Genomic DNA, 20,073 nt, shown 5'->3' with positions numbered 1-20,073 from the left:
CGAAATAAACAGGATGAAAAACATGTTTAGTCAGCATGATATTCCATCACATCTCAACGCTCGGGGTGGTCCATGCTAGAGATCGGCATGATGGACCTGGGGCTGCTCATGGGGGAGGGGGAGCTGGCGGGGGAGATGGCGCTGCTGCTTGCCTCCACCCCCAAGATCTCCGAGTTCCTCAAGCGCTCGCCCCTGCAGGGGAAGCTGCTCAGAAAGCGCATCCAGACCTGGAGCGAACAGCTTGGGGAGGAGATGCGCCACAAGCCGGTGCCGGTGGCCCTCGAGCGGGAATACCTGCTCTATCAGGCCCACCGGCAACTGCCCCTGCCGGAGCTGGTGGGGCGCCTGCCCGCCTTGCTGGAAGCCCTTGAGCAGCACAGCCCCTTCGCGGGGGATGCCCGCAGCCTGGTGCGCCAGATGGTGGCCCAGCCCACCGAGGGGCTGCGCCAGCTCTTCATCGAGAAGTGGCGCGCCAGCCTGGTGGGCAGCCTGTTGCAGTTGCAGCAGCAGATAGCGGAGGCGGAGCGGGAGAAGCAGCGCCAGGAGATAGAGGATCAACTGCTGGCCAACCGGACCCTGGCCGATGCCCTGGATCCGCACCAGATCTCCGCCGGTGGGCTCTGGGATCTGGCCCAGGGGAGCTGGCACAAGCGCAGCCTGGCGCTGGTGAAGCAGTACGCCCGCATGTTGCAGCAGGAGCCTCTGCTCGCGGAGATCGCCGCCCTGCTTGGGCGCAGCGAGCGGGAGCGGCGCAGCGAGGACAGGACGCTGCCGCCGGTGCCTGTGCACGAGCTGGAAGAGGTGCAAAGTGACGATGTGCCCGACGATCTGGTGGGGGTGCACCCGGCCAGCGATCTGATGCGCCTCCTGCCGAGCGAGGCGGTGATGCTGGCGCTGCCGGAGCTGGAGCTGGAGTTCTATCGCCGTTATCTGGAGCGGTGCCTGCTGAGCTACCAGTCACGGGGCACCCTGCCGCGCCAGCGTCTGATGCTGCGCTCCCCCGAGCAGGGAGGGCAGGAGGTGCAGCCGCGGGGCCCCTTCATCGTCTGCGTCGATACGTCAGGTTCCATGGGGGGCTATCCGGAGGAGTGTGCCAAGGCGCTGTTTCTCGCCCTGCTCAAGGGGGCGATGGAGGAGAAGCGGGGCTGCTATCTGATGCTCTTCTCCACCGAGGTGGCGACCCTGGAGATCACCGCCGACACCGGGCTTGAGAAGGCGGAGCGCTTTCTCTCCATGAGTTTTCACGGAGGGACCGATCTGGTGCCCTGCCTGGAGCAGGCCCTGACCCAGCTCGAACAACCCGCCTTTGCCAAGGCCGACGTGCTGGTGATCTCCGACTTCATCGCCCAGAACCTGCCCCATCCCCTGCTCGAGCGGATGAACCGGCGACGGGCGCAGCAGACACGCTTCCATGCGGTCGCCATGTCCCGTCACGCCAAGGCGGCCATTTTGCGGGTGTTCGATAACAGCTGGCTGCTCGATTGCGGCCTGCGTGGACGCCTGCTGCGGCGCTGGCAGCGCCATTGAGGGCGATCAGGCTCAGAGAGTGGGCCTGTGGTAGAGGCCCCGTTCGTTGACCTGCTCCTGATCCAGCAGCGGCTGACCGCTTGGCTGGGCAATATAAAAACCCCGCTTGCCGCTGCGCTTGACCCTGTACATGGCCTGATCCGCCCGGGCCAGCGCCGCGCCGAAATCGTCCTGGGGCCGGATGGTCGCAATCCCCATGCTCAGTCCCACCGAGGCGTCCCCGTTGGGCAGCTCGAAGGGGGTGGCGATGGCATCGATGCACTGGCGGGCGAGGTGGCTGGTGCGGGGATCGTCGCACGCCCAGGGCAGCAGCAGCACGAACTCGTCCCCGCCGATGCGCCCCAGCCGTACCTCCTCGCCGCAGCAGTGGCGAAGGCGCTGGGCAAGGGAGACCAGCAGTTCGTCACCTGCCCGGTGGCCCAGGTTGTCGTTCACCAGCTTGAAGTCATCGAGATCGATGAAACAGATGGCCTGGTACTCCCCGGGAAAGTGGCGGTGCAGCGCGGTGCGGTTGAACAGGCCGGTGAGGGGATCCCGGTGGGCAAGCTGGGCGAGCTGCTGCTCGTACTCCTTCTCGTGGGTGATGTCGATGTGGGTGCCCATCACCCGGACGGGGTTCCCCTGATCATCCCGCTCCACCACCCGGCCCCGGTCCAGCACCCAGGTGGTCTTGCCATCTTTGCCGATCATGCGGTGCATCGCCTGATAAAACGGGCTCTTGCCCTCCAGATGGTCGAAGAAGGCCTGCAGCACCTGCTCCCTGTCCTCCGGGTGCAGGTGGGCGCGCCAGACGTCGAAGTGGGCCGACAGCTCCTTGGGCTGGTAACCGAGCATGGAGCCCCAGCGCCGGTTGAAGATGATGAGTTTGCCGGTGGGCACATGGTTCTGCCAGATGCACAGGCCGGTGCCGTCCATGGCTGCGTCCAGCTTCTCCCGCGCATCATCCGCGATGCGTTTGAGACGCTCGTTCTCCAGCAACAACCTGTCGTAAGCCTCCCTCAGCTCCTCGTAGGTCATTCCTCATCCCTTCCCCTGTTCGAAAGCATATATAGTCGATGCACTCTCTCCTTCTGTAAAGAAGGGGATAGGGGAGGCTCTCGTCCGATATGAGGCGTTTTCCCACCCTCTGACGGCTGTGCGCCCAGAGTCTGTGGGGATATGATGACAGCGATGAGCGCGGCGTCCGGCCGGTGAAGAGGAGAAAAAGTCCGCATGAAGATCCTGATGGGATGTGGCCTGTTGCTGTGGCTGGGGGTTGCCCTGGCCCAGGCGGCGCCACTGGCCGGGCACGAGTTGCAGCTGGCATTGCAGCAGCTGGAAGAGTCGACGATGCCGGTGCAGGTGTTTCGCGAGCGCGTCGCCGCCCTGACTGCCGGACAGGCACACTATCCGCCCGAGGTGCAGGGGCGTCTTGCCCGGCTGCAGTGCTGGGCCCTGCCGGGTGAACGGGACGAGGAGTTTCGCCGCGCGGTGGCGTTTGCCGAGCAGGGGCTGGCGCAGGCCCGTGCCCGCAAGGACAGGGTCACCGAGGTGGGGTTGCTCGCCTGTCGCGGCTATCACCGACAACTGCTCGGCAACATGGCCGGGGCCGGGGAGGATTACGACGCCGCCCTGACCCTGGCTCGCCGGCTCGGGGATGAGCGCCAGCGTGCCGACATCCTGAGCCTGCGGGGGGAGATGTACTCCTACCAGGGGGAGCTGGCGGAGGGGCTGATGGATCTCATCGATGCCCACCAGCGCTACGAGGCGCTCGGGCTGGAGGCCAAGGGGCGCGAGGTGCTTGCCAATATTGCCAATGCCTATCGCAGGATGGGGCTCTATGAGCGGGCCGAGAGCTACTTCAACGAGCTGGAGCACGACTACCGGCAGCTCGGGGACGAGGAGCACCTGGTGGACATTCACAGCCAGCAGGGACTCCTCTACATCGACACCGAAGAGTACGACAAGGCGCTGCCCCTGATGGTGGAAGCGGAGATCTATTATCTGGGGTTAAACCAGGAAGGGATCCTGGCCTGGAGCCGGATCGAGATAGCCACCATCCTGCTTAAACAGGGCAAGCCGGACCAGGCCATGACCAAGCTCGATCAGGCGGCAGCCTCCCTTCATCAGGGGGAGGGGGCGGACAGCGTCACCCTGGGCCACTGGCACCTCGTCATGGCCGACGTCCTCGAGGCCCTGAACCGACCCGGCGAGGCGTTGCGGCACCTGGACGAGGCCGAGCCCATCTTTACCCGGGAGCAGAACCTGCGCTTCCTCGCCCGGGTGCATGAGACACGGGCCCGGGTGCTGGAGCGTCAGGGGCATATCCAGTCGGCCCTCACCAGCCTCAAGACCTATGTCGAGACCCGCCAGGCCCTCGAGCTCAGATTGCGGGAACAGCGCTCCTTGCAGATGCGTTTCGAGTTCGATCTCGCCCGCAAGGAGCTGGAGAACCAGACCCTCAGGTCCCAGCAGCAGTTGCAGGCGGAGAAACTCAAGCAGTTGCAGGAGCGGCGCTACTGGCAATACCTGGTGGTGGCCCTGCTGCTGGTGGTGATGGGTACCCTGGTGGTGCACCAGCGCGGGCGCACCCGCAAGATGCAGCGTCTCGCCATGACGGACGAACTGACCGGCATCCACAACCGGCGCCAGATCCAGGCCAAGGGGCGCAAATGGTTCACCCAGGCGCGGGAGGAGGGCAAACCCCTGTGCGTGCTGCTGCTGGATGTGGATCACTTCAAGAAGGTGAACGACCAGCTGGGCCACCACGTGGGTGACAGGGTGCTCACCGCCGTGGCCCAGTGCATCGAGGAGCAGTTGCGCAGCCTCGACAGGGTGGGGCGCAACGGCGGCGAGGAGTTTCTGGTGCTGCTGCCAGATACCCTCCTGAACGAGGCCGTCGAGGTGGCGGAGCGGATCCGCCAGGCCGTCGCCCGTCTCGAGATTGAGGGGGTGCCTGCGGATCACCCCATCCGCATCAGCATCGGCTGCGCCCAGTACAAACCCGAGGATGACAACCTGGGCGAGCTGGTACGCCGGGCCGACGAGGCCATGTACGAGGCCAAGCTGGCGGGGCGCAACCGGGTGATGACGGCCCGGTGAGGCCGACCCCGGGCCCCGGTGATAGCGGGCTGGGTATTTTTCACTCGCGCGGGTATAATGCCGCGCAATTTTGCTTTGATCCGGGGCCAGACCCATGTAATGCAACGCGCTTCTCCTGTCTCCACCGGCGGTCACTGACCCGCCCGCGTGGTGTCGTTGTCTGCATGGGCGCCCTGATTCCAAGGTGCTGTCCCGCATTTTTCCCACGGTGGCTCCAGGCCGCCGCTCAATAGAAGAACGTCGAATTATGTCAGCTGAATTTCTGAGTGAAGTCTCCAAGAGACGCACTTTTGCGATCATCTCGCACCCGGATGCGGGTAAAACCACCATCACCGAAAAGGTCCTGCTGTTCGGACAGGCCATTCAGCGCGCCGGTACCGTCAAGGGGCGTGGCTCGGGCCAGCACGCCAAATCCGACTGGATGGAGATGGAGAAGCAGCGCGGTATCTCCATCACCACTTCCGTGATGCAGTTCCCCTATGCTGACTGCCTGGTCAACCTGCTCGATACCCCGGGTCACGAGGACTTCTCCGAAGATACCTACCGTACCCTCACGGCGGTCGACTGCTGCCTGATGGTCATCGACGCCGCCAAGGGTGTTGAAGACCGGACCCGCAAGCTGATGGAAGTGACCCGTCTGCGGGATACCCCCATCCTCACCTTCATGAACAAGCTGGACCGCGAAGTGCGCGACCCGATGGAGGTGATGGACGAGGTGGAGCGCGAGCTCAACATCATGTGCGCCCCCATCACCTGGCCCATCGGCTGCGGCAAGTCCTTCAAGGGTGTCTATCACCTCTACAAGGACGAGACCTATCTGTATCAGAGCGGTCAGGGCCACACCATCCAGGAGAAGCGGGTGGTCAAGGGGTTGAACAACCCCGAGCTGGATGCCGCCATCGGCGAAGATCTGGCGGCCCAGCTGCGTGGCGAGCTGGAGCTGGTGCAGGGCGCCTCTCCCGAGTTCGATCACGATGCCTTCATCGCCGGCGAGATGACCCCGGTCTTCTTCGGGACCGCCCTCGGCAACTTCGGTGTCGACCACATGCTGGACGGCCTGACCGACTGGGCGCCAGCCCCCATGCCGCGCAAGGCCGAGAGCCGTGAAGTGGTGGCCACCGAGGAGAAGTTCTCCGGTTTCGTGTTCAAGATCCAGGCGAACATGGACCCGAAACACCGCGACCGTATCGCCTTTATGCGCATCGTGTCAGGTACTTACAGCAAGGGCATGAAGATGCGCCACGTGCGCATCGGCAAGGACGTAAACATCTCCGATGCCGTCACCTTCATGGCCGGTGACCGTGAACAGGCGGTCGAGGCCTGTGCCGGCGACATCATCGGTCTGCACAACCACGGCACCATCCAGATCGGCGACACCTTCACCCAGGGTGAAGATCTCAAGTTCACCGGTATCCCGAACTTCGCACCTGAACTATTCCGCCGCATCCGCCTGCGTGACCCCCTCAAGCAGAAGCAACTGCTCAAGGGGCTGGTGCAGCTCTCCGAAGAGGGGGCGGTGCAGGTGTTCCGTCCGCTCATCAGCAACGATCTCATCGTCGGTGCGGTCGGTGTGCTGCAGTTCGACGTGGTGGTTTCTCGTCTGAAGAGCGAGTACAACGTCGAGGCCATCTACGAGGCGGTCAACGTCGCTACCGCCCGCTGGGTGGAAGGGACTGACGTCAAGAAGTTCGAAGAGTTCAAGCGCAAGAACGAGGTCAACCTGGCCCTCGATGGGGGTGACAACCTCACCTACATCGCGCCGACCATGGTCAACCTGCGCCTGGCACAGGAGCGTCACCCGGACGTTCACTTCCGCCAGACCCGCGAACACTGATCACCCCGCCCGCACCCTGCGGGTGGCGGATGACCAGAGAGACCCCGCTTCGGCGGGGTTTTTTGTTATGGGGCGTGTCATTGGAAGGGGCGACGATCCCCATCCGGGGCTTGATGGTTGAATAAAAATCAAGGATAAGTGATTTAAATTTCATTCATGGAGAGAGACATGTCCGTCACCCAACCCGTAGAGGCGCAGTTTGCCGCCTACAATGCCCACGATCTCGATGCCTTCGTGGCCTGCTTTGCCCCGGATTTCAAAGGCTATCGCATGCCGACCGAGACGCCGAGCACAGTCGGCAAGGGGGCGCTGCGGGCCTTCTATGCGGAGCACAGATTCAACAACCCGCTGCTCAAGGCCGAGCTGCTGTCACGCACCGTCTTGGGCAACAAGGTGTTCGATCACGAGAAGATCCACGGCCTCTCCCCAGAGCCCATCGAGAGCGTGGCGGTGTTCGAGGTGAAGGAGGGTCTTATCCAGACCGCCTGGTTCTATTTCCCCTCTTAAACCCGACACTGTATTTGCCATACGGCCCCATCCTATTGCACCGCTGTGCAGGGAAGGGTGACAAGGAGATGCCATGCAGATATTCCAGGCCACGTTGGCCCACATTGAAGAAACCAGCCGTCTGTTTGATGCCTATCGGCAGTTTTATGGGCAAGCGCCGGACAGAGATGAGGCAACCCGATTCATCGGAGAACGCCTTCAGGGGGCGGATTCAGTTATCTTTCTGGCACGCAACGAGGCGGGAGAGTGGGCAGGCTTTGTCCAGTTGTATCCGGCATTCTCTTCCGTCGCGATGAAGAGGATGTGGTACCTCAATGATCTTTATGTCGTCGAGTCAGCTCGCCAGCAGGGTGTGGCAAGAGCGCTGCTGAAACGGGTGGCCAGCTTTGCCAGGGAGACAGATGCCCTGACCGTCAAACTGGCGACGGCTGTCTCCAATCAACCTGCAAAATTACTTTATGAATCAGAGGGGTATCAAAAGGTAATCGCCTTTGATCACTATACCCAGCGGGTTGGAGCCTGACAGGCGTTATGTGTCACTGTCCATGAGATGGATGGCAATCGCTCTTCTGGGGAGGCGCGGTGTCAGCCAGGGGCCGTGATACGGGGTAAACGGGCTCGCGGGGTATCGACAGATTGCCTGTCCGGCCCCCTTCTACCCTTGAGGGAGAAGGGGGGATGAGGGGGGAATTGGCGCTTCTGGCTAGAAAGTTCGCAGCAATCTGGCGGGGTTGCCGGCATAGGTGCCAGGGACAGTGATGTCCCGGGTCACCACTGCGCCTGCACCGATGACGGCTCCCTGGCATATCCGTACCGGCAAAATGGTGGCGTTTGAACCGATGGATACCCCATCCCCGATGTGGGTTCGGCCCCAACTGGCGGGATCCGGGTCGGGGGCGCCGCTTTGAAAGAGGTCATTGGCAAACATGACGCCGTGACCGATAAAACAGCGCTCACCTATGGTCACATGCTCACAGATAAAGCTGTGGGACTGGATGCGGGTTGCGCGACCTATGGAGACGTTCGACTGTATCTCCACGAAGGGGCCGACAAAGACATCGTCAGCCAGGGTACAGCCGTAGAGATTGACAGGCTCAACCAGCTTCACCCTTTCACCGAAGCTGACATCTCGTATGCCGACAGAGAGTCGGGTTGGTTCACTCATCTCCCCTCCTTCCCGTCGAGCGCCAGTACCATGCAGATCTCGCAGGCGTCGTGGCCCGTGCAGCCAAGGGGCCCCGGCAGGTGTTCGAAGCCCAGGGATTCATAGAGGGCGGTGGCTTCCCGCAGCACGGCGGTGGTCTCCAGATAGCAGCGCTGGTAACCGAGGGCGCGAGCCTCGGCCAGCGCCTGCAACACCAGCCGCCGTCCCAGGCCCAGCCCTCGCAGGGCGGGCAGGAAGTACATCTTCTGCAGCTCGCACACATCCGGTGCCCCCGCCAGCGGCGCTATGCCGCCCCCGCCGAGAATGGCGCCGTCCGGTCCCTCAATCACCCAGTAGCGGCTGCGCTCCCCCTGATAGGTCTCGTGGAGAAAATCGAGGTTGGGGTCCGCCACCCCGTACCCCTTGTCGGCGGTGAGGCCGTATTCGGCGGAGACGGCGCGCACCACGGCGGCGATCCGGGGATTGTCGGCCGGGGTGATGGGGCGGATGACGAACCCCTGCTGGCGGCGGGCGCGGGAGAGGGCGCTGCGATAGAGCCGCATGCCCTCCCAGATCTGCTCGCACTCGGCGGGGGAGAGCTGGGCCAGGGCCCCCGCCATGGTCTCGTCCATTTGCCGGTGCAGCTCCTCAAGCTGTGCCTTGCCCGGCTCGGTGAGGCTCGCCTCCTTGCTGCGCCCGTCCGAGGGGTGGGGTTGCCAGGCGATAAGCTCCCGCTCGGCGAGGCGAGCCAGGGGGCGGCTGGCGTTGGACTTGTCGATGCGAAGGCGCTCGGCAAGCTGCTGGTTGGTGGCGGGACCGTTCTCCAGCTCGATGAGCAGGTGAGCCTCCAGGGGGCTCAGGGCCAGCGAGCCGCACTGCTGGGAGAGCATGCCGAGTTCGCGTACCAGTTCCCTCGACAGGGCGCGCAGGGGGCGGGGATCCATGGGGTTGTCTCCTTGTGGTGGCATTTGGTTGTTATGCGCAACCAATACCATCTTTTGGTTGTTGATGACAACCATTTACGTGAAAAAGGGCGAAAGACAGGCAGAAAAAAGGGCCCGGGAGAGGGCCCAAACATTGGAAACCCGCGCGGGGGCGCGGATCCCATCCTTGGTCTGGCAAGGTGCCGGCGAGGGTTAGACCAGCTCGGCCAGCATGGTGTCGGCATAGGGCACCAGGGCGTCGCCCTGTTTCACCTTGGCGAGGTAGTCCGGGTTGGCGATGAGGGGGCGACCGATGGCGACGAGGTCGAAGCGGTCCGCCTCGATGGCCTCGAGCGCGGTCTCGGCGCTGTAGTTGCCCACCCCCACCAGGTGGCCGTCGTAGCGGGCACGCAGGTAGTCGGAGGCGCGGCCGTCCAGGTAGTCGAAGGTGAGGCTGTCATCGAAGATACCCAGGTGCAGATAGGCCAGAGTACGCTGGTTCAGCTCGGCCAGCAGGTGGTCGAACACGGCGCGATCCCGGGCATCCCCTTCCAGGTGCACATAGGCGCCGGGGGAGAGACGAAGGCCGGTGCGATCCCCGCCAATGCGGGCGGCGATGGCATCCACTACCTCGAGGGCGAAGCGGCTCATGTTCTCGGGGCTGCCGCCGTAGTTGTCGGTGCGCAGGTTGCTTGCGTGGTGCAGGAACTGATCGATGAGGTAGCCGTTGGCACCGTGGATCTCCACCCCGTCAAAGCCCGCTTCGATGGCGTTGGCGGCGGCCTGGGCGTAATCCTCGACCAGCTGGGCGATTTCGCTCCCGGTCAGGGCGCGCGGTACCTGATAGACCAGCTCGCGCATGCGCGGCACCGTGCCCTCATGGGCGACGGCGGAGGGGGCCAGCACTTCGGCGTGGTGGAAGAAGGGGTGGGAGAGACGGCCCACGTGCCACAGCTGGGCGAAGATCTTGCCGCCGTTGGCATGCACGGCGCTGGTCACTTTCTTCCAGCCGGCGATCTGTTCGGCGCTGTAGAGCCCCGGGGTATTGGGGTAGCCCTGCCCGTCCGGACGGATGATGGTGGCTTCGGAGATGATGAGGCCGATGTCGGCGCGGCGGCCGTAGTAGGCGGCCATCTGTTCGGTGGGCACCAGACCCGGGCCAGCCATGCAGCGGGTGAGGGGGGCCATCATGAAACGGTTCGCGAGGGTGAGGGTGTCGTTGAGGCGATAGGGCTGAAACAGGGTATTCATGATCGTCTGTCCTGAGGGAGTGATTCTTGAACGGGCATTCAAGGCGTTTTTTGGTTTGTGTGCAAGTATTTTTTGAGCAAGCGTTCAACATGGATTGACGGGGGAGGCTGGGGTAAACTTGCCGCCCTGTTTTTTCCGTCCCGCGGGACCTTGCCACCGGAGACCCCATGCGCAGCGCCGAATACGATCGGGATGCCGTCTTGCGAAACGCCATGGAAGCCTTTCGCGCCAAAGGCTATGCCAAGACCACCATGCAGGAGCTGGTGGCCGCAACCGGCCTGCACCCGGGCAGCCTCTACGCGGCGTTTGGCAACAAACGCGGCCTGCTGCTGGCGGCGGTCGATCACTATGTGGCAGAGAAGGGGGCCCTGCGCCGCCGCTGCCTGGCACAGCCCAGCCCGCTGGCGGGGCTGCACGCCTTCCTCGAGCAGGTGGTGGACGATGCCCTGCAGGGCTCCTGCCTGCTGATCCGCACCCTGATGGAGCTGGCGGAGCAGGACGAGGAGCTGCACCTTCGCTTCAAGGCCATTTACGGCGAGCTGGAACAGGATCTGGCCGGGCAGCTGGCCCTGGCAAAGGCGCAGGGAGAGCTGGCAAAAGAGGGGGACATCCCCACCCTGACCGCCTTCTTGCAGGTCCATATCCAGGGACTGGTCACCTTCGCCCAGTGTCACCCCGACCGCCCTCTGCTGACCGGTGTCGTTGCCCGGATGATGAGCGCCCTGCGGGCGTGATGGCGAGGATGGAAACAACAAAGGCTCCTGCGGGAGCCTTTGTTGTTGCTGGGAACTCCCCTCGCAGCAGGGGGTTTGCCCCCTTCTCCCGCTCATTTACAAAAGAATGGGAGAAGGGTTGGGGATGAGGGGGCGGAACTGCCAGCCGCAGCCGCTTAGCCCGGATTCACCAGATCCTTCATCAACGCCTTCAACCAGATCAACGCCGGTTGCTGGGCGTGGACCGGGTGCCAGACGCAGTTGAGGTGATAGTCCGGCACGTCGTCGGGCAGGGGCAGGCTTTTCAGCGGCCAGTGGCTGGCGAGCAGCTCGGCCACCATGCTGGGCAGCACCAGCAGGTGATCGCTCTGGCTCACGATGGCGGCGGCGGACATATAGCTCTGGCTGTTGACCGAGATGGTGCGGCTATGGCCCAGGCTCTGCAAATAGCGGTCGAGGCTCGCCTCCGAGGTGCCGAGCGGCGAGTGGAACACATGGGGCATCTCGATTAGCTGCTCGAGGGTGATGCGCTCCTCCTCCAGCTCCAGGGTGGCGCGCACCAGCCCGGCCAGGGGTTCGGTGAGCCAGGTCTCCTTGCCCAGATACCCCGGCACCTGCATGTACTCGTCAAACCCCAGCACGAGATCTATCTCGCCGCTCGCCAGCTCGGCTTCGGGCAGGGTATCGCGCAGGATGCGGATTTCGATGGTGACGCCGGGGGCCAGCTTCCTGAGGCGCTGGATAAGGGGCGGGATCAGCACGCACTCCACGTAATCCGTGGTGCAGAGCACGAAGCGGCGCTTCGACTGGCGTGGCGCGAACTCGTCCTCCTCCCAGAGTTGCTGCTCCAGCAGCCGCAGCGCCTGCTGCACCCCCAGATGCAGGCGCTGCGCCCGGGGAGTCGGCAACATCCCCTGGGGCGTGCGCACCAGCAGCGGGTCGCCGAGAAAGGCCCGCAACCGGCCGAGGGAGTGGCTCATGGCGGGCTGGCTGATAAAGAGCGATTCGGCGGCGCGGGTCACGCTCCCTTGCGTCATCAGAGCGTCAAAGGCGAGCAGCAGATTGAGGTCGAGCTGGTGCAGTTTCATGGGGGGATTATTCGCCGTGTTTATGGGACAATTAATCCTATTCATTTGATGGATGGGCGCGCAACTTCTTACACTGCGACCCACTCTTATTTTTTCAGGGTTCCCAGGCAAATCGGGAGCCTCAATCCATGCAAGGAGCCTTGCGATGAGCATCAAGACCATGAATTCCACGCCGGCCGCCGACGGCTTCACCATGCCCGCCGAGTGGGCTCACCAGCAGGCCGTCTGGATGATCTGGCCGTTCCGCCCGGACAACTGGCGGGAAGCCGGTCGCTTCGCCCAGGCCACCTTCGCCAAGGTGGCGGATGCCATCGGTGGCGCGACGCCGGTCTTTATGGGGGTGCCGGCCCAGTTTATGGAGCAGGCCCGTGGCATCATGCCCGCCCACGTTACCCTGGTGGAAATGGCCAGCGATGACTGCTGGGCCCGCGACACTGGCCCCACCATCGTCACCAACGCCGCAGGCGAGTGCCGTGGGGTGGATTGGGGCTTCAACGCCTGGGGCGGCCACAAGGGCGGTCTCTACTACCCGTGGAATCAGGATGAGGAAGTGGCAGCCCGGATGCTGGAACAGCACGGCATGGATCGTTACGACGCGCCGCTCATTCTGGAAGGGGGCTCCATCCATGTGGATGGCGAAGGCACCTGCCTGACCACCGCCGAGTGCCTGCTCAACGAAAACCGCAACCCGCACCTGACCAAAGCGCAGATCGAAGCTCACCTGCGCGACTATCTGGGCGTCACCAGCTTTATCTGGCTGGACGAAGGGGTCTACATGGACGAGACCGACGGCCACATCGACAACATGTGCTGCTTCGTGCGTCCGGGTGAAGTGGCGCTGCACTGGACTGACGATCAGAACGATCCCCAGTACGCCCGCTCCCTGGCTGCCCTCCAGGTGCTGGAAGCGGCGGTCGACGCCAAGGGTCGCAAGCTGAAAGTGTGGAAGCTGCCCCAGCCGGGCCCGCTCTACTGCACAGAGGAAGAGTCCGCCGGCGTCGAGAGCGGCAGCGGTGTGCCGCGCGAGGCAGAGGGCCGTCTGGCCGGTTCCTACGTGAACTTCCTCATCACCAACGATCGCATCGTCTACCCGCTGCTGGATGCCGCTACCGACGGCGAAGCCCAGCGCATTCTGGAAGAGATCTTCCCGGAGCATAAGGTCGTCGGCGTGCCGGCCCGGGAGATCCTGCTGGGGGGGGGCAATATCCACTGCATTACTCAGCAGATCCCCTCCGGCAAATAAGCTGGTCGAAGAGTGTAGAAATTCAAAACCCCACGCCGTGGGGTTTTATCCCTTGATGACGTGATGGTCGCCGGCGCAGATGCGGCGATCATCATGACAAACCGTCACCCTTTTACAGGAGATCCCCATGATCGAAGTGACCGAGGTTTCCATTGCCGAGCTGCGTGCCGCGCTCGAATCAGGCCGCACCACCGCGGTCGAACTGGTCGAGGCCTATCAGGCCCGGATCGCCGCCTATGACGGCCCCGAGACAGCAACCCGCCTCAACGCCGTCGTGGTGCCCAACCCCGATGCCCTGAAAGAGGCCGAGGCGTCCGATGCCCGCCGTGCCCGTGGCGAAACCCTGGGGCCGCTCGACGGCATCCCCTACACCGCCAAGGACAGCTATCTGGTCAAGGGGCTGACCGCCGCCTCCGGCAGCCCGGCCTTCAAGGATCTGGTGGCCCAGCGCGATGCCTTTACCGTCGAGCGCCTGCGCGCCGCCGGTGCCATCTGCCTTGGCAAAACCAATATGCCCCCCATGGCCAATGGCGGCATGCAGCGCGGCGTCTATGGCCGTGCCGAGAGCCCCTACAACGCCGACTACCTGACCGCGCCCTTTGCCTCCGGCTCCTCCAACGGGGCCGGTACTGCCACCGCCGCGAGCTTCGCCGCCTTTGGTCTGGCGGAAGAGACCTGGTCGAGCGGCCGGGGCCCTGCGTCCAACAACGGCCTGTGTGCCTACACCCCGTCCCGGGGCGTGATTTCGGTGCGCGGCAACTGGCCCCTGACCCCGACCATGGACGTCGTCGTGCCCTACGCCCGCACCATGGCCGATCTCTTGGAAGTGCTGGATGTGGTGGTCGCCGACGATAGCGAGACTCGTGGGGATCTCTGGCGTATGCAACCCTGGGTGCAACTGCCCAAGGCCTCCGAAGTGCGTCCGGCTTCCTATCTGGAGCTGGCTGCCAAGGCCGATGCCCTCAAGGGCAAGCGCCTCGGCGTGCCGCGCATGTTTATCAACAAGGATGACCTGGCGGGCACCAGCGACAACCCCGGCATCGGCGGCCCGACCGGTCAGCGTATCCATACCCGTCCGTCCGTGATTGCCCTCTGGGAAGAGGCGCGCAAGGCGCTGGAAGCCGCGGGCGCGGAAGTCATCGAAGTGGACTTCCCGCTGGTCTCCAACTGCGAAGGGGACCGACCCGGCGCGCCGACCGTGTTCAATCGCGGCATCGTGAGCCCGGAGTTTCTCAACGACGAGCTGTGGGAGCTATCCGGCTGGGCGTTCGACGACTTCCTGCGCGCCAACGGCGATCCCAAGTTGAACAAACTTGAAGATGTCGATGGGCCGAAGATCTTCCCCCACGATCCGGGCACCTTGCCGAACCGCGAGGGGGATCTCGCCGCCGGCATGGACGAGTACGTCAAGATGGCCAAGCGCGGTCTCAAGCGTTTCGACGAGATTGCCTCTGTGCCGGACGGCCTGCGTGGTCTGGAGAAGACCCGTAAGCTGGATCTGGAAGAGTGGATGGACGGGCTCAAGCTCGACGCCGTGCTGTTCCCGACCGTCGCCGACGTCGCCCCGGCTGACGCGGACGTGAATCCGGCCTCCGCCGATATCGCCTGGAGCAACGGCATCTGGGTTGCCAACGGCAACCTCGCCATTCGCCACCTCGGCGTGCCGACCGTCACCGTCCCCATGGGCGTGATGGCCGATATCGGCATGCCGGTTGGCCTGACCTTCGCCGGTCGCGCCTATGACGACAACAACCTGCTGCGCTTTGCTTCGGCTTTCGAGTCCACCGGCAGCAAGCGGATGGTGCCGCCGCGCACGCCGCCGTTGGGGTAAATATCCCGAATTGGTCTGGTGATAATAAAAAAAGAACCCACTCGGAATGCGGGTGGGTTTTTCTCTGCGGGTAGACTCTCATGTGAGTGTACTTATCACGAAGAAGCACATTGCCTACCTTTTTCTGGATGTAGTGCGATACATAGCGTATTTTGATCGTGTTCTTTCAACCACATACTGCAAACGGTATATCGTTAGTGAAATTCTGCTGAGTAGGGGAAGTTGCCATTTAATTACTTAGAAAACATATTGTAGAAAGTGGTTAGTGTAGTCTTCATTAGTGTTTAATAATGGACTCCGCATAGCCTTTTAACTTTGTTACAAAGTGCATCTAAATCTTGAAAAATAAATTCCTCATCAATCCCTAACGCACTTATGGTATTTAGCATCAATAGTCTGTGTTCATCATTCTTTATGTTGACTCTAATTTTATAGAATTCATCTTGTGGGCCAAAATATTGGTCTATGCTATTTGATGAACTACCATGAACTGTAAAGCAGCCTTTTTGAGTACTAACTCGCCTAATACTTTGAGTTGTATTTATTGCAACTGGCATTCTAGGTATATTAGTGAGGTTATTCTTGAGGTTGGGGCCTAGATAACCATCCAGATCTATTAATCCTTGAGATGGAGTGTTTATTACACGATTATTGATTGCAGCAGGACAGTAAAGGGTGGCTAATCCTAAAGACTTCAAATTTAACTGATAAGGGTTCATAACCCAAACAGCGCGATCTCCATTTCTTCTTGGTTCTGAAGATAGTGCAAAGTAAAGCGCCACTAGTGCTGATTCTGACCAATCAAGTAGTCGGGTGGGTAAGCCATGATGTTGCATCAGAGCAAAAATTTCCCATGAGTTCAAACTTCCTGAATTTAAATATGATTTGTAAGAAATTAAAAAAGCATGTTCTAGACTGGACTCTTGATGTTGGATATTTCTCCAAACTAACCCTGGTAATGGCTTGTGAGTCTCGCTAGATACCCCTCTAAACCATAAAGATTTATTATTTTTAAGTGACTCGATATAATCTACGTATTCTGATACATTTGTTATTTCCTTTACTTTCATTTTTCTTCCTGTGACTTCGTTATTATTACGAATAGTAAATGGTATTCGGTACTTTTCGAAAAATATGCTGCATGCATTCCATATTTAAATATGTAATGTAATTTACATCTCCAATCCTGCTTCTGCAAGGGATGAAGGGGTTGAGTAGATGTTTCCAAAACCATTCGATCTTAACTTCACATAGGGCTACTGAAGCGTATTCGGACGATCGCGATAAGGAATCGCCGAGCGGTTGCTGATATCCAGGGTTTCCTGCCTGTCTTGCCATGACTCGGTGCGCGGCGCTATGCGGACGATTACGCTGCGCTAATCGACCCTACATGATGGGGCATATTGTTACCTCCCCTCATCCCCGACCCTTCTCCCGCGAGGGTAGAAGGGAGCAAATATGCGCCTCTGATTTGGTCTGGCAACCGGGCTTCGAATTGGCACGGACCATCCCCTCTCCTTCGGGAGAGGGCCAGGGTGAGGGGCCGCTATCTGTGCTGTAGGTTCGAATAGCGAAGCGTATTCGGACGATCGCGTACAGGTAGTGGCCGAGAAGCCACTGACATCCAAAGCATGCTGCCGGTTTTGCCATGATTTGCTGCGTGGCGGTATGCGGACTAATTTTTCATTTCCTTATGTTAGTTATGGTACAACTCTACAAAATAGTGGGGGCTAGAAATATAATGGAGCGTTTTTTCTAAAGTTTTTAATTATTGTTTCCATGTCGATGTCATTACAATTAACCATACATGTAGTATCTTTTTTCTTTTGAAGAAAATCTGGTAAAGGTTCGAATCCTGATATCTTGTAGTAGTCAGGGTTAATATCGGAATAAAGAATAAATACTCTTGTTTTAAATTGGTTGCGATACTCTTTTTTTACTGCGTCTAATAGTATTCTGGCAAAGCCATTTCGCCTTTTATCAGAAACTGTAGATAGAGACCCTATACCTATGGTTGAAATGTCATAAATGGAAGGTAGTGAATAACATATAATAGAACTTAAAATGCAATTGCGTTCTTCAAGAATATACCAGGTTCCTTTTTTATATTTTTCAGAATTATTACAGGAAAACAAATACTTGTTGAGTTCTAATCCATTTCCCCAAGCATCATAACCCATTGTATAGATACTGTTCATATCATCTAACGTAGCGGTTCTGATTACTAGGTCATTAAATCTAAGAAGTGGTAAATTTTCTGCGGGTGTTAAAAAAGACATAAACCACCTTTGATAAATGGGTATTGATAACTAGTTGTAAAAATACAGGTCGGGATGTGGATTAGTATTCACAACATTATTGCAGTGGCTCGTTTGGGTCAACTTTTGTTTTTTTAAAATTAAAATGCTGCGTTGTCATGATTTTGTGTGATCTTGTATCATTCATGGAGGGTTTAACGGTATTTTGTTCCGATGAGCGGCTTTGTCGGGATATTGATTTCCACTTTTTCAGTCCGAATAAAGATACGGTGAGAGAGATGCCTGCAGATTGCTCTTCATACAAACATGGAGAGAAGAGGCTATTTTCACCATCTTCACCCTGGCTTCACACAACCTCATTTTCCCTTCACAAATCCCCCCTATCTTCTGCCCACTGATAAATGGGTCCGCTTGTCACAGGGGTGGCGAGGGCCAAAGAGAGGGGAGCAAGACGATGAAATTCTGGATCAAATACGGGTTGGCCGGGGCTTTGATACTGGTGGCGAGCTTCTGGGGCGGCAGCGTGCGGGCGGCGCAGATGCCCCTTGGCCGGGATGCTGCCCTGCCGGTACAGATAACCGGGCAAGATGCGGCGGGTCTGACGGTGGCCTCTTTCCTGTCGCTCGGGGAATAGCCATCGGTTGCTGCCGGGCTCAGCACCTCAGGGCAGGGATTGGGGCCTGTTTATCCGGATCTGGGCGGTGAGGGCGCGGCATATGGCGTATCAACACAGGCCGGGTTGGTCACTGAGCCCGATATTGCGCATCCAGCCAGGCGATGGCCTCTTGGGGGTCGTTGAATGCCCGGATATGGTCCGGATGGGTGAGAGAGAGGCAGGAGAGGGCGATGTGATGGAGCACCTTGGCCGAATAGAGGGAGGCGATGGCCACCAGATTCTTCTGGGTCAGCCACTGATAGGTTTCCTGCAGATGGGGCAGGGCAGATAGCACCATCCCCTGATGCTGACGATGGTCCACCAGGGCGCAGAAACGCTTACCGTCCAGGCTGTTCACCACGGACTTTATCTGTGCAATCCACGCCAGCATACCCTCTTCATTGAAAGGGCCGATCAGCTCGCAGGTGACCAGGTGTTCCTGCACATTGAAGATGAACTCACCGTGCTTTTTATCAAAGGACATACAACATTCTTATCCATGACCAGGGGCCGCAAGATGATGCTTATTCATTCCGAATGCATCAATGCCCGAATGAGGGCTTGCTCGTGGCAGCTGTACTGCTGCGTTGACACCAGGAGATAAGGTGCTGGCCCGTGATGGCGATACGACAACAACAGGCGGCGCCAACGTGTTGCATCCGGATGCCGGGTAGTCCGGTCTGCACCCGGGGTGGCAATGCTCCTATTTGCCCGGGCCCTTATCCCGGGGTGTCTTGCCCGGAAGGGGGGACGGCCTTGGTCAGGGCGTCGATGGCATTGGGGACGAATCGCTCGGAAAAACCGGCGATAAAGGCCCAGATGACGGCTTTGGCGGCATCCAGATTGGTTGCAGGAGAGGCCAGGGTCAGCAGAGTCTGCAAGGAGACATAGGGGTGCTCCATGTGTTTGAACTTGGGAAACAGGTCCCCCTGGAGCAGGCTGCTGGCAAAGAGTCCGTAGGCGATAAAACCGAGAATGCCGGAAAAGAGCAGGGAAACATAAAACTGCGTCACGATCACCCGGGGTTGGCTGATGTGGGCGATGGCACCGCTGTCGTGCAGCCTGGCGAGGCGGTAATAGTTGTTGATGACGGCCCCCACCGATCCGGCAAAGAAGATGGCGGTCATGATGTTGGAAATGAGCGGGATGGTTTGCAGCAGCAGTATCAGGGCAAGGCCTCCAAAGGAGATGAGGCCGCTGATGGCCAGGTGTTTGTAGTAGCGATCCATGGGTAGCTCCATATTGGGCAAGAGACCCCGTTGAGGATAGCCAGCCCATGGCGAAAATGACCCGAAAAGGCCGGTGCAGCAGTGCCCGGCCTGTGTCTGCTCTGTGAAGGCGAAACCCCGGCATAGGTGGGCGTTTCACCGGGGTTCTTGATGGGGCGCTTCGCCGGATCAGCCGGCCAGCGGTAGATAGACATGCTGGTAGGCCAGGGCTATGGCGCTGTAGAGCAGCAGGGCGGCCATCAGCAGGTTGAAGTACCTGAACCAGCGAGGATGTTGAAGATGACGTCCGATGAGGCTGCCAGCCATCGAGTAGCTGCCGGGGGCGCCGGCGGCCAGCAGGCCGAGCAGCAGGGACCAGGGCAGCAGGCTCCAGCCGTGGATCTGGGCTGCCGGGAACTGGATGCTGGTGATGGGCAGGGTGGCGATCATCGCCTTGGGGTTGAGCAGCTGGATGATGAAGCCGCTGCGCACCCCCAGAGGGCGGGCAGGCGCCTCGTTGGCACCGAGCTCGCCGCTGTCGCTGGCGATCTTGATGGCGAGATAGGCGATATAGAGGCACCCCACCAGGCTGACATAGATCAGGGTATCTTCCCGCACCAGGCGGGTGCCCGCCCAGCCAAAGAGCAGCAGGAGCACGAACATCGCCAAGCCGACCCCGAGGAAGAAGCCAAGGGAGGCGCGGGTGCGGCCACCCAGGCCTGCATTGAGGCCGATAAGGTTGACGGGGCCAGGGGTATACATGATGCCGATGGCATAGGCGAGAAGCTCAATCATGGGGTGTTCCTTGGG

The 20,073-nt window shown here is 60.3% G+C and carries 19 protein-coding genes; 9 read left to right on the top strand and 10 right to left on the bottom strand.

Translation table 11 applies throughout. The features are described 5' to 3' along the window. The first annotated feature begins 72 nt into the window (after positions 1 to 72). Positions 73 to 1,527, top strand: a complete 1,455-nt coding sequence (viaA, locus tag AB5Y51_RS01665; protein ID WP_368177955.1) for an ATPase RavA stimulator ViaA — start codon at positions 73 to 75, stop codon at positions 1,525 to 1,527. Positions 1,528 to 1,539: 12 nt separating this feature from the next. On the opposite strand, the gene AB5Y51_RS01660 is transcribed toward viaA, so the two are convergent. Beyond that, positions 1,540 to 2,544, bottom strand: coding sequence for a sensor domain-containing diguanylate cyclase (locus AB5Y51_RS01660; protein WP_323938069.1), 1,005 nt, complete (start codon positions 2,542 to 2,544; stop codon positions 1,540 to 1,542). Between the two features lie 195 nt (positions 2,545 to 2,739). Between AB5Y51_RS01660 and AB5Y51_RS01655 the strand changes: the two genes are divergently transcribed. From AB5Y51_RS01655 to AB5Y51_RS01640, 4 genes are all read left to right on the top strand, one after another. Then, complete coding sequence (locus AB5Y51_RS01655; protein WP_368177954.1) at positions 2,740 to 4,608, top strand: diguanylate cyclase; 1,869 nt, start codon at positions 2,740 to 2,742, stop codon at positions 4,606 to 4,608. A gap of 244 nt (positions 4,609 to 4,852) precedes the next feature. Then, on the top strand, positions 4,853 to 6,442 hold the full coding sequence (prfC, locus tag AB5Y51_RS01650; protein WP_103255304.1) for a peptide chain release factor 3: 1,590 nt from the start codon (positions 4,853 to 4,855) through the stop codon (positions 6,440 to 6,442). A 168-nt stretch (positions 6,443 to 6,610) separates the two neighbouring features. Next, the gene (locus tag AB5Y51_RS01645; protein ID WP_041214549.1) at positions 6,611 to 6,949 is read left to right on the top strand and encodes a nuclear transport factor 2 family protein; all 339 of its coding nucleotides are present in this window, start codon (positions 6,611 to 6,613) and stop codon (positions 6,947 to 6,949) included. Between the two features lie 73 nt (positions 6,950 to 7,022). Beyond that, positions 7,023 to 7,472: an N-acetyltransferase gene (locus AB5Y51_RS01640; RefSeq protein ID WP_010672919.1), complete on the top strand. Its 450-nt coding sequence runs from the start codon at positions 7,023 to 7,025 to the stop codon at positions 7,470 to 7,472. 180 nt (positions 7,473 to 7,652) lie between these two features. Here AB5Y51_RS01640 and AB5Y51_RS01635 read toward each other — a convergent pair whose 3' ends face one another. The 3 genes from AB5Y51_RS01635 to AB5Y51_RS01625 all read right to left on the bottom strand — a co-directional run bounded on the left by AB5Y51_RS01635 (position 7,653) and on the right by AB5Y51_RS01625 (position 10,267). Beyond that, a complete protein-coding gene (locus AB5Y51_RS01635) occupies positions 7,653 to 8,114 on the bottom strand; it encodes an acyltransferase (RefSeq protein WP_039039413.1) in 462 nt (153 codons plus the stop codon). Then, positions 8,111 to 9,037 (bottom strand): MarR family transcriptional regulator, encoded by a 927-nt coding sequence (locus tag AB5Y51_RS01630; protein WP_010672921.1) that lies wholly within the window; start codon positions 9,035 to 9,037, stop codon positions 8,111 to 8,113. Before AB5Y51_RS01630 ends, AB5Y51_RS01635 begins: the two co-directional genes overlap by 4 nt. A gap of 192 nt (positions 9,038 to 9,229) precedes the next feature. Further along, a complete protein-coding gene (locus AB5Y51_RS01625; protein ID WP_041214552.1) occupies positions 9,230 to 10,267 on the bottom strand; it encodes an alkene reductase in 1,038 nt (345 codons plus the stop codon). 167 nt (positions 10,268 to 10,434) lie between these two features. On the opposite strand from AB5Y51_RS01625, the gene AB5Y51_RS01620 reads away from it, so the two are divergent. After that, the gene (locus tag AB5Y51_RS01620) at positions 10,435 to 11,001 is read left to right on the top strand and encodes a TetR/AcrR family transcriptional regulator (RefSeq protein WP_323582571.1); all 567 of its coding nucleotides are present in this window, start codon (positions 10,435 to 10,437) and stop codon (positions 10,999 to 11,001) included. Positions 11,002 to 11,156: 155 nt separating this feature from the next. On the opposite strand, the gene AB5Y51_RS01615 is transcribed toward AB5Y51_RS01620, so the two are convergent. After that, positions 11,157 to 12,068: a LysR family transcriptional regulator gene (locus AB5Y51_RS01615; protein WP_039041291.1), complete on the bottom strand. Its 912-nt coding sequence runs from the start codon at positions 12,066 to 12,068 to the stop codon at positions 11,157 to 11,159. A 145-nt stretch (positions 12,069 to 12,213) separates the two neighbouring features. Between AB5Y51_RS01615 and aguA the strand changes: the two genes are divergently transcribed. Both aguA and AB5Y51_RS01605 read left to right on the top strand, forming a co-directional pair. Beyond that, positions 12,214 to 13,311 (top strand): agmatine deiminase, encoded by a 1,098-nt coding sequence (aguA, locus tag AB5Y51_RS01610; RefSeq protein WP_368177953.1) that lies wholly within the window; start codon positions 12,214 to 12,216, stop codon positions 13,309 to 13,311. A 127-nt stretch (positions 13,312 to 13,438) separates the two neighbouring features. Beyond that, a complete protein-coding gene (locus AB5Y51_RS01605) occupies positions 13,439 to 15,142 on the top strand; it encodes an amidase (RefSeq protein WP_368177952.1) in 1,704 nt (567 codons plus the stop codon). A gap of 284 nt (positions 15,143 to 15,426) precedes the next feature. On the opposite strand, the gene AB5Y51_RS01600 is transcribed toward AB5Y51_RS01605, so the two are convergent. After that, the gene (locus AB5Y51_RS01600; protein ID WP_368177951.1) at positions 15,427 to 16,212 is read right to left on the bottom strand and encodes an FRG domain-containing protein; all 786 of its coding nucleotides are present in this window, start codon (positions 16,210 to 16,212) and stop codon (positions 15,427 to 15,429) included. Positions 16,213 to 16,872: 660 nt separating this feature from the next. Beyond that, entirely contained in the window at positions 16,873 to 17,421 is a 549-nt protein-coding gene (locus AB5Y51_RS01595) for a GNAT family N-acetyltransferase (protein WP_141712048.1), read from the bottom strand. A gap of 433 nt (positions 17,422 to 17,854) precedes the next feature. Here AB5Y51_RS01595 and AB5Y51_RS01590 point away from each other — a divergent pair, with 433 nt between their 5' ends. Further along, positions 17,855 to 18,034: a hypothetical protein gene (locus AB5Y51_RS01590; RefSeq protein ID WP_141651334.1), complete on the top strand. Its 180-nt coding sequence runs from the start codon at positions 17,855 to 17,857 to the stop codon at positions 18,032 to 18,034. A 109-nt stretch (positions 18,035 to 18,143) separates the two neighbouring features. On the opposite strand, the gene AB5Y51_RS01585 is transcribed toward AB5Y51_RS01590, so the two are convergent. The 3 genes from AB5Y51_RS01585 to AB5Y51_RS01575 form a co-directional block, all read right to left on the bottom strand. After that, positions 18,144 to 18,539: a hypothetical protein gene (locus tag AB5Y51_RS01585; protein ID WP_368177950.1), complete on the bottom strand. Its 396-nt coding sequence runs from the start codon at positions 18,537 to 18,539 to the stop codon at positions 18,144 to 18,146. A 235-nt stretch (positions 18,540 to 18,774) separates the two neighbouring features. Beyond that, positions 18,775 to 19,284, bottom strand: a complete 510-nt coding sequence (locus AB5Y51_RS01580) for a hypothetical protein (protein WP_050485224.1) — start codon at positions 19,282 to 19,284, stop codon at positions 18,775 to 18,777. Between the two features lie 168 nt (positions 19,285 to 19,452). Continuing rightward, a complete protein-coding gene (locus AB5Y51_RS01575) occupies positions 19,453 to 20,058 on the bottom strand; it encodes a LysE family translocator (RefSeq protein WP_221365812.1) in 606 nt (201 codons plus the stop codon). Positions 20,059 to 20,073: the final 15 nt, after the last annotated feature.

Origin of the sequence: Aeromonas sp. R7-1 (assembly GCF_040908115.1) — a bacterium.
Lineage (GTDB): Bacteria > Pseudomonadota > Gammaproteobacteria > Enterobacterales > Aeromonadaceae > Aeromonas > Aeromonas caviae.
This window is presented reverse-complemented; position numbering and strand designations above follow the sequence as displayed.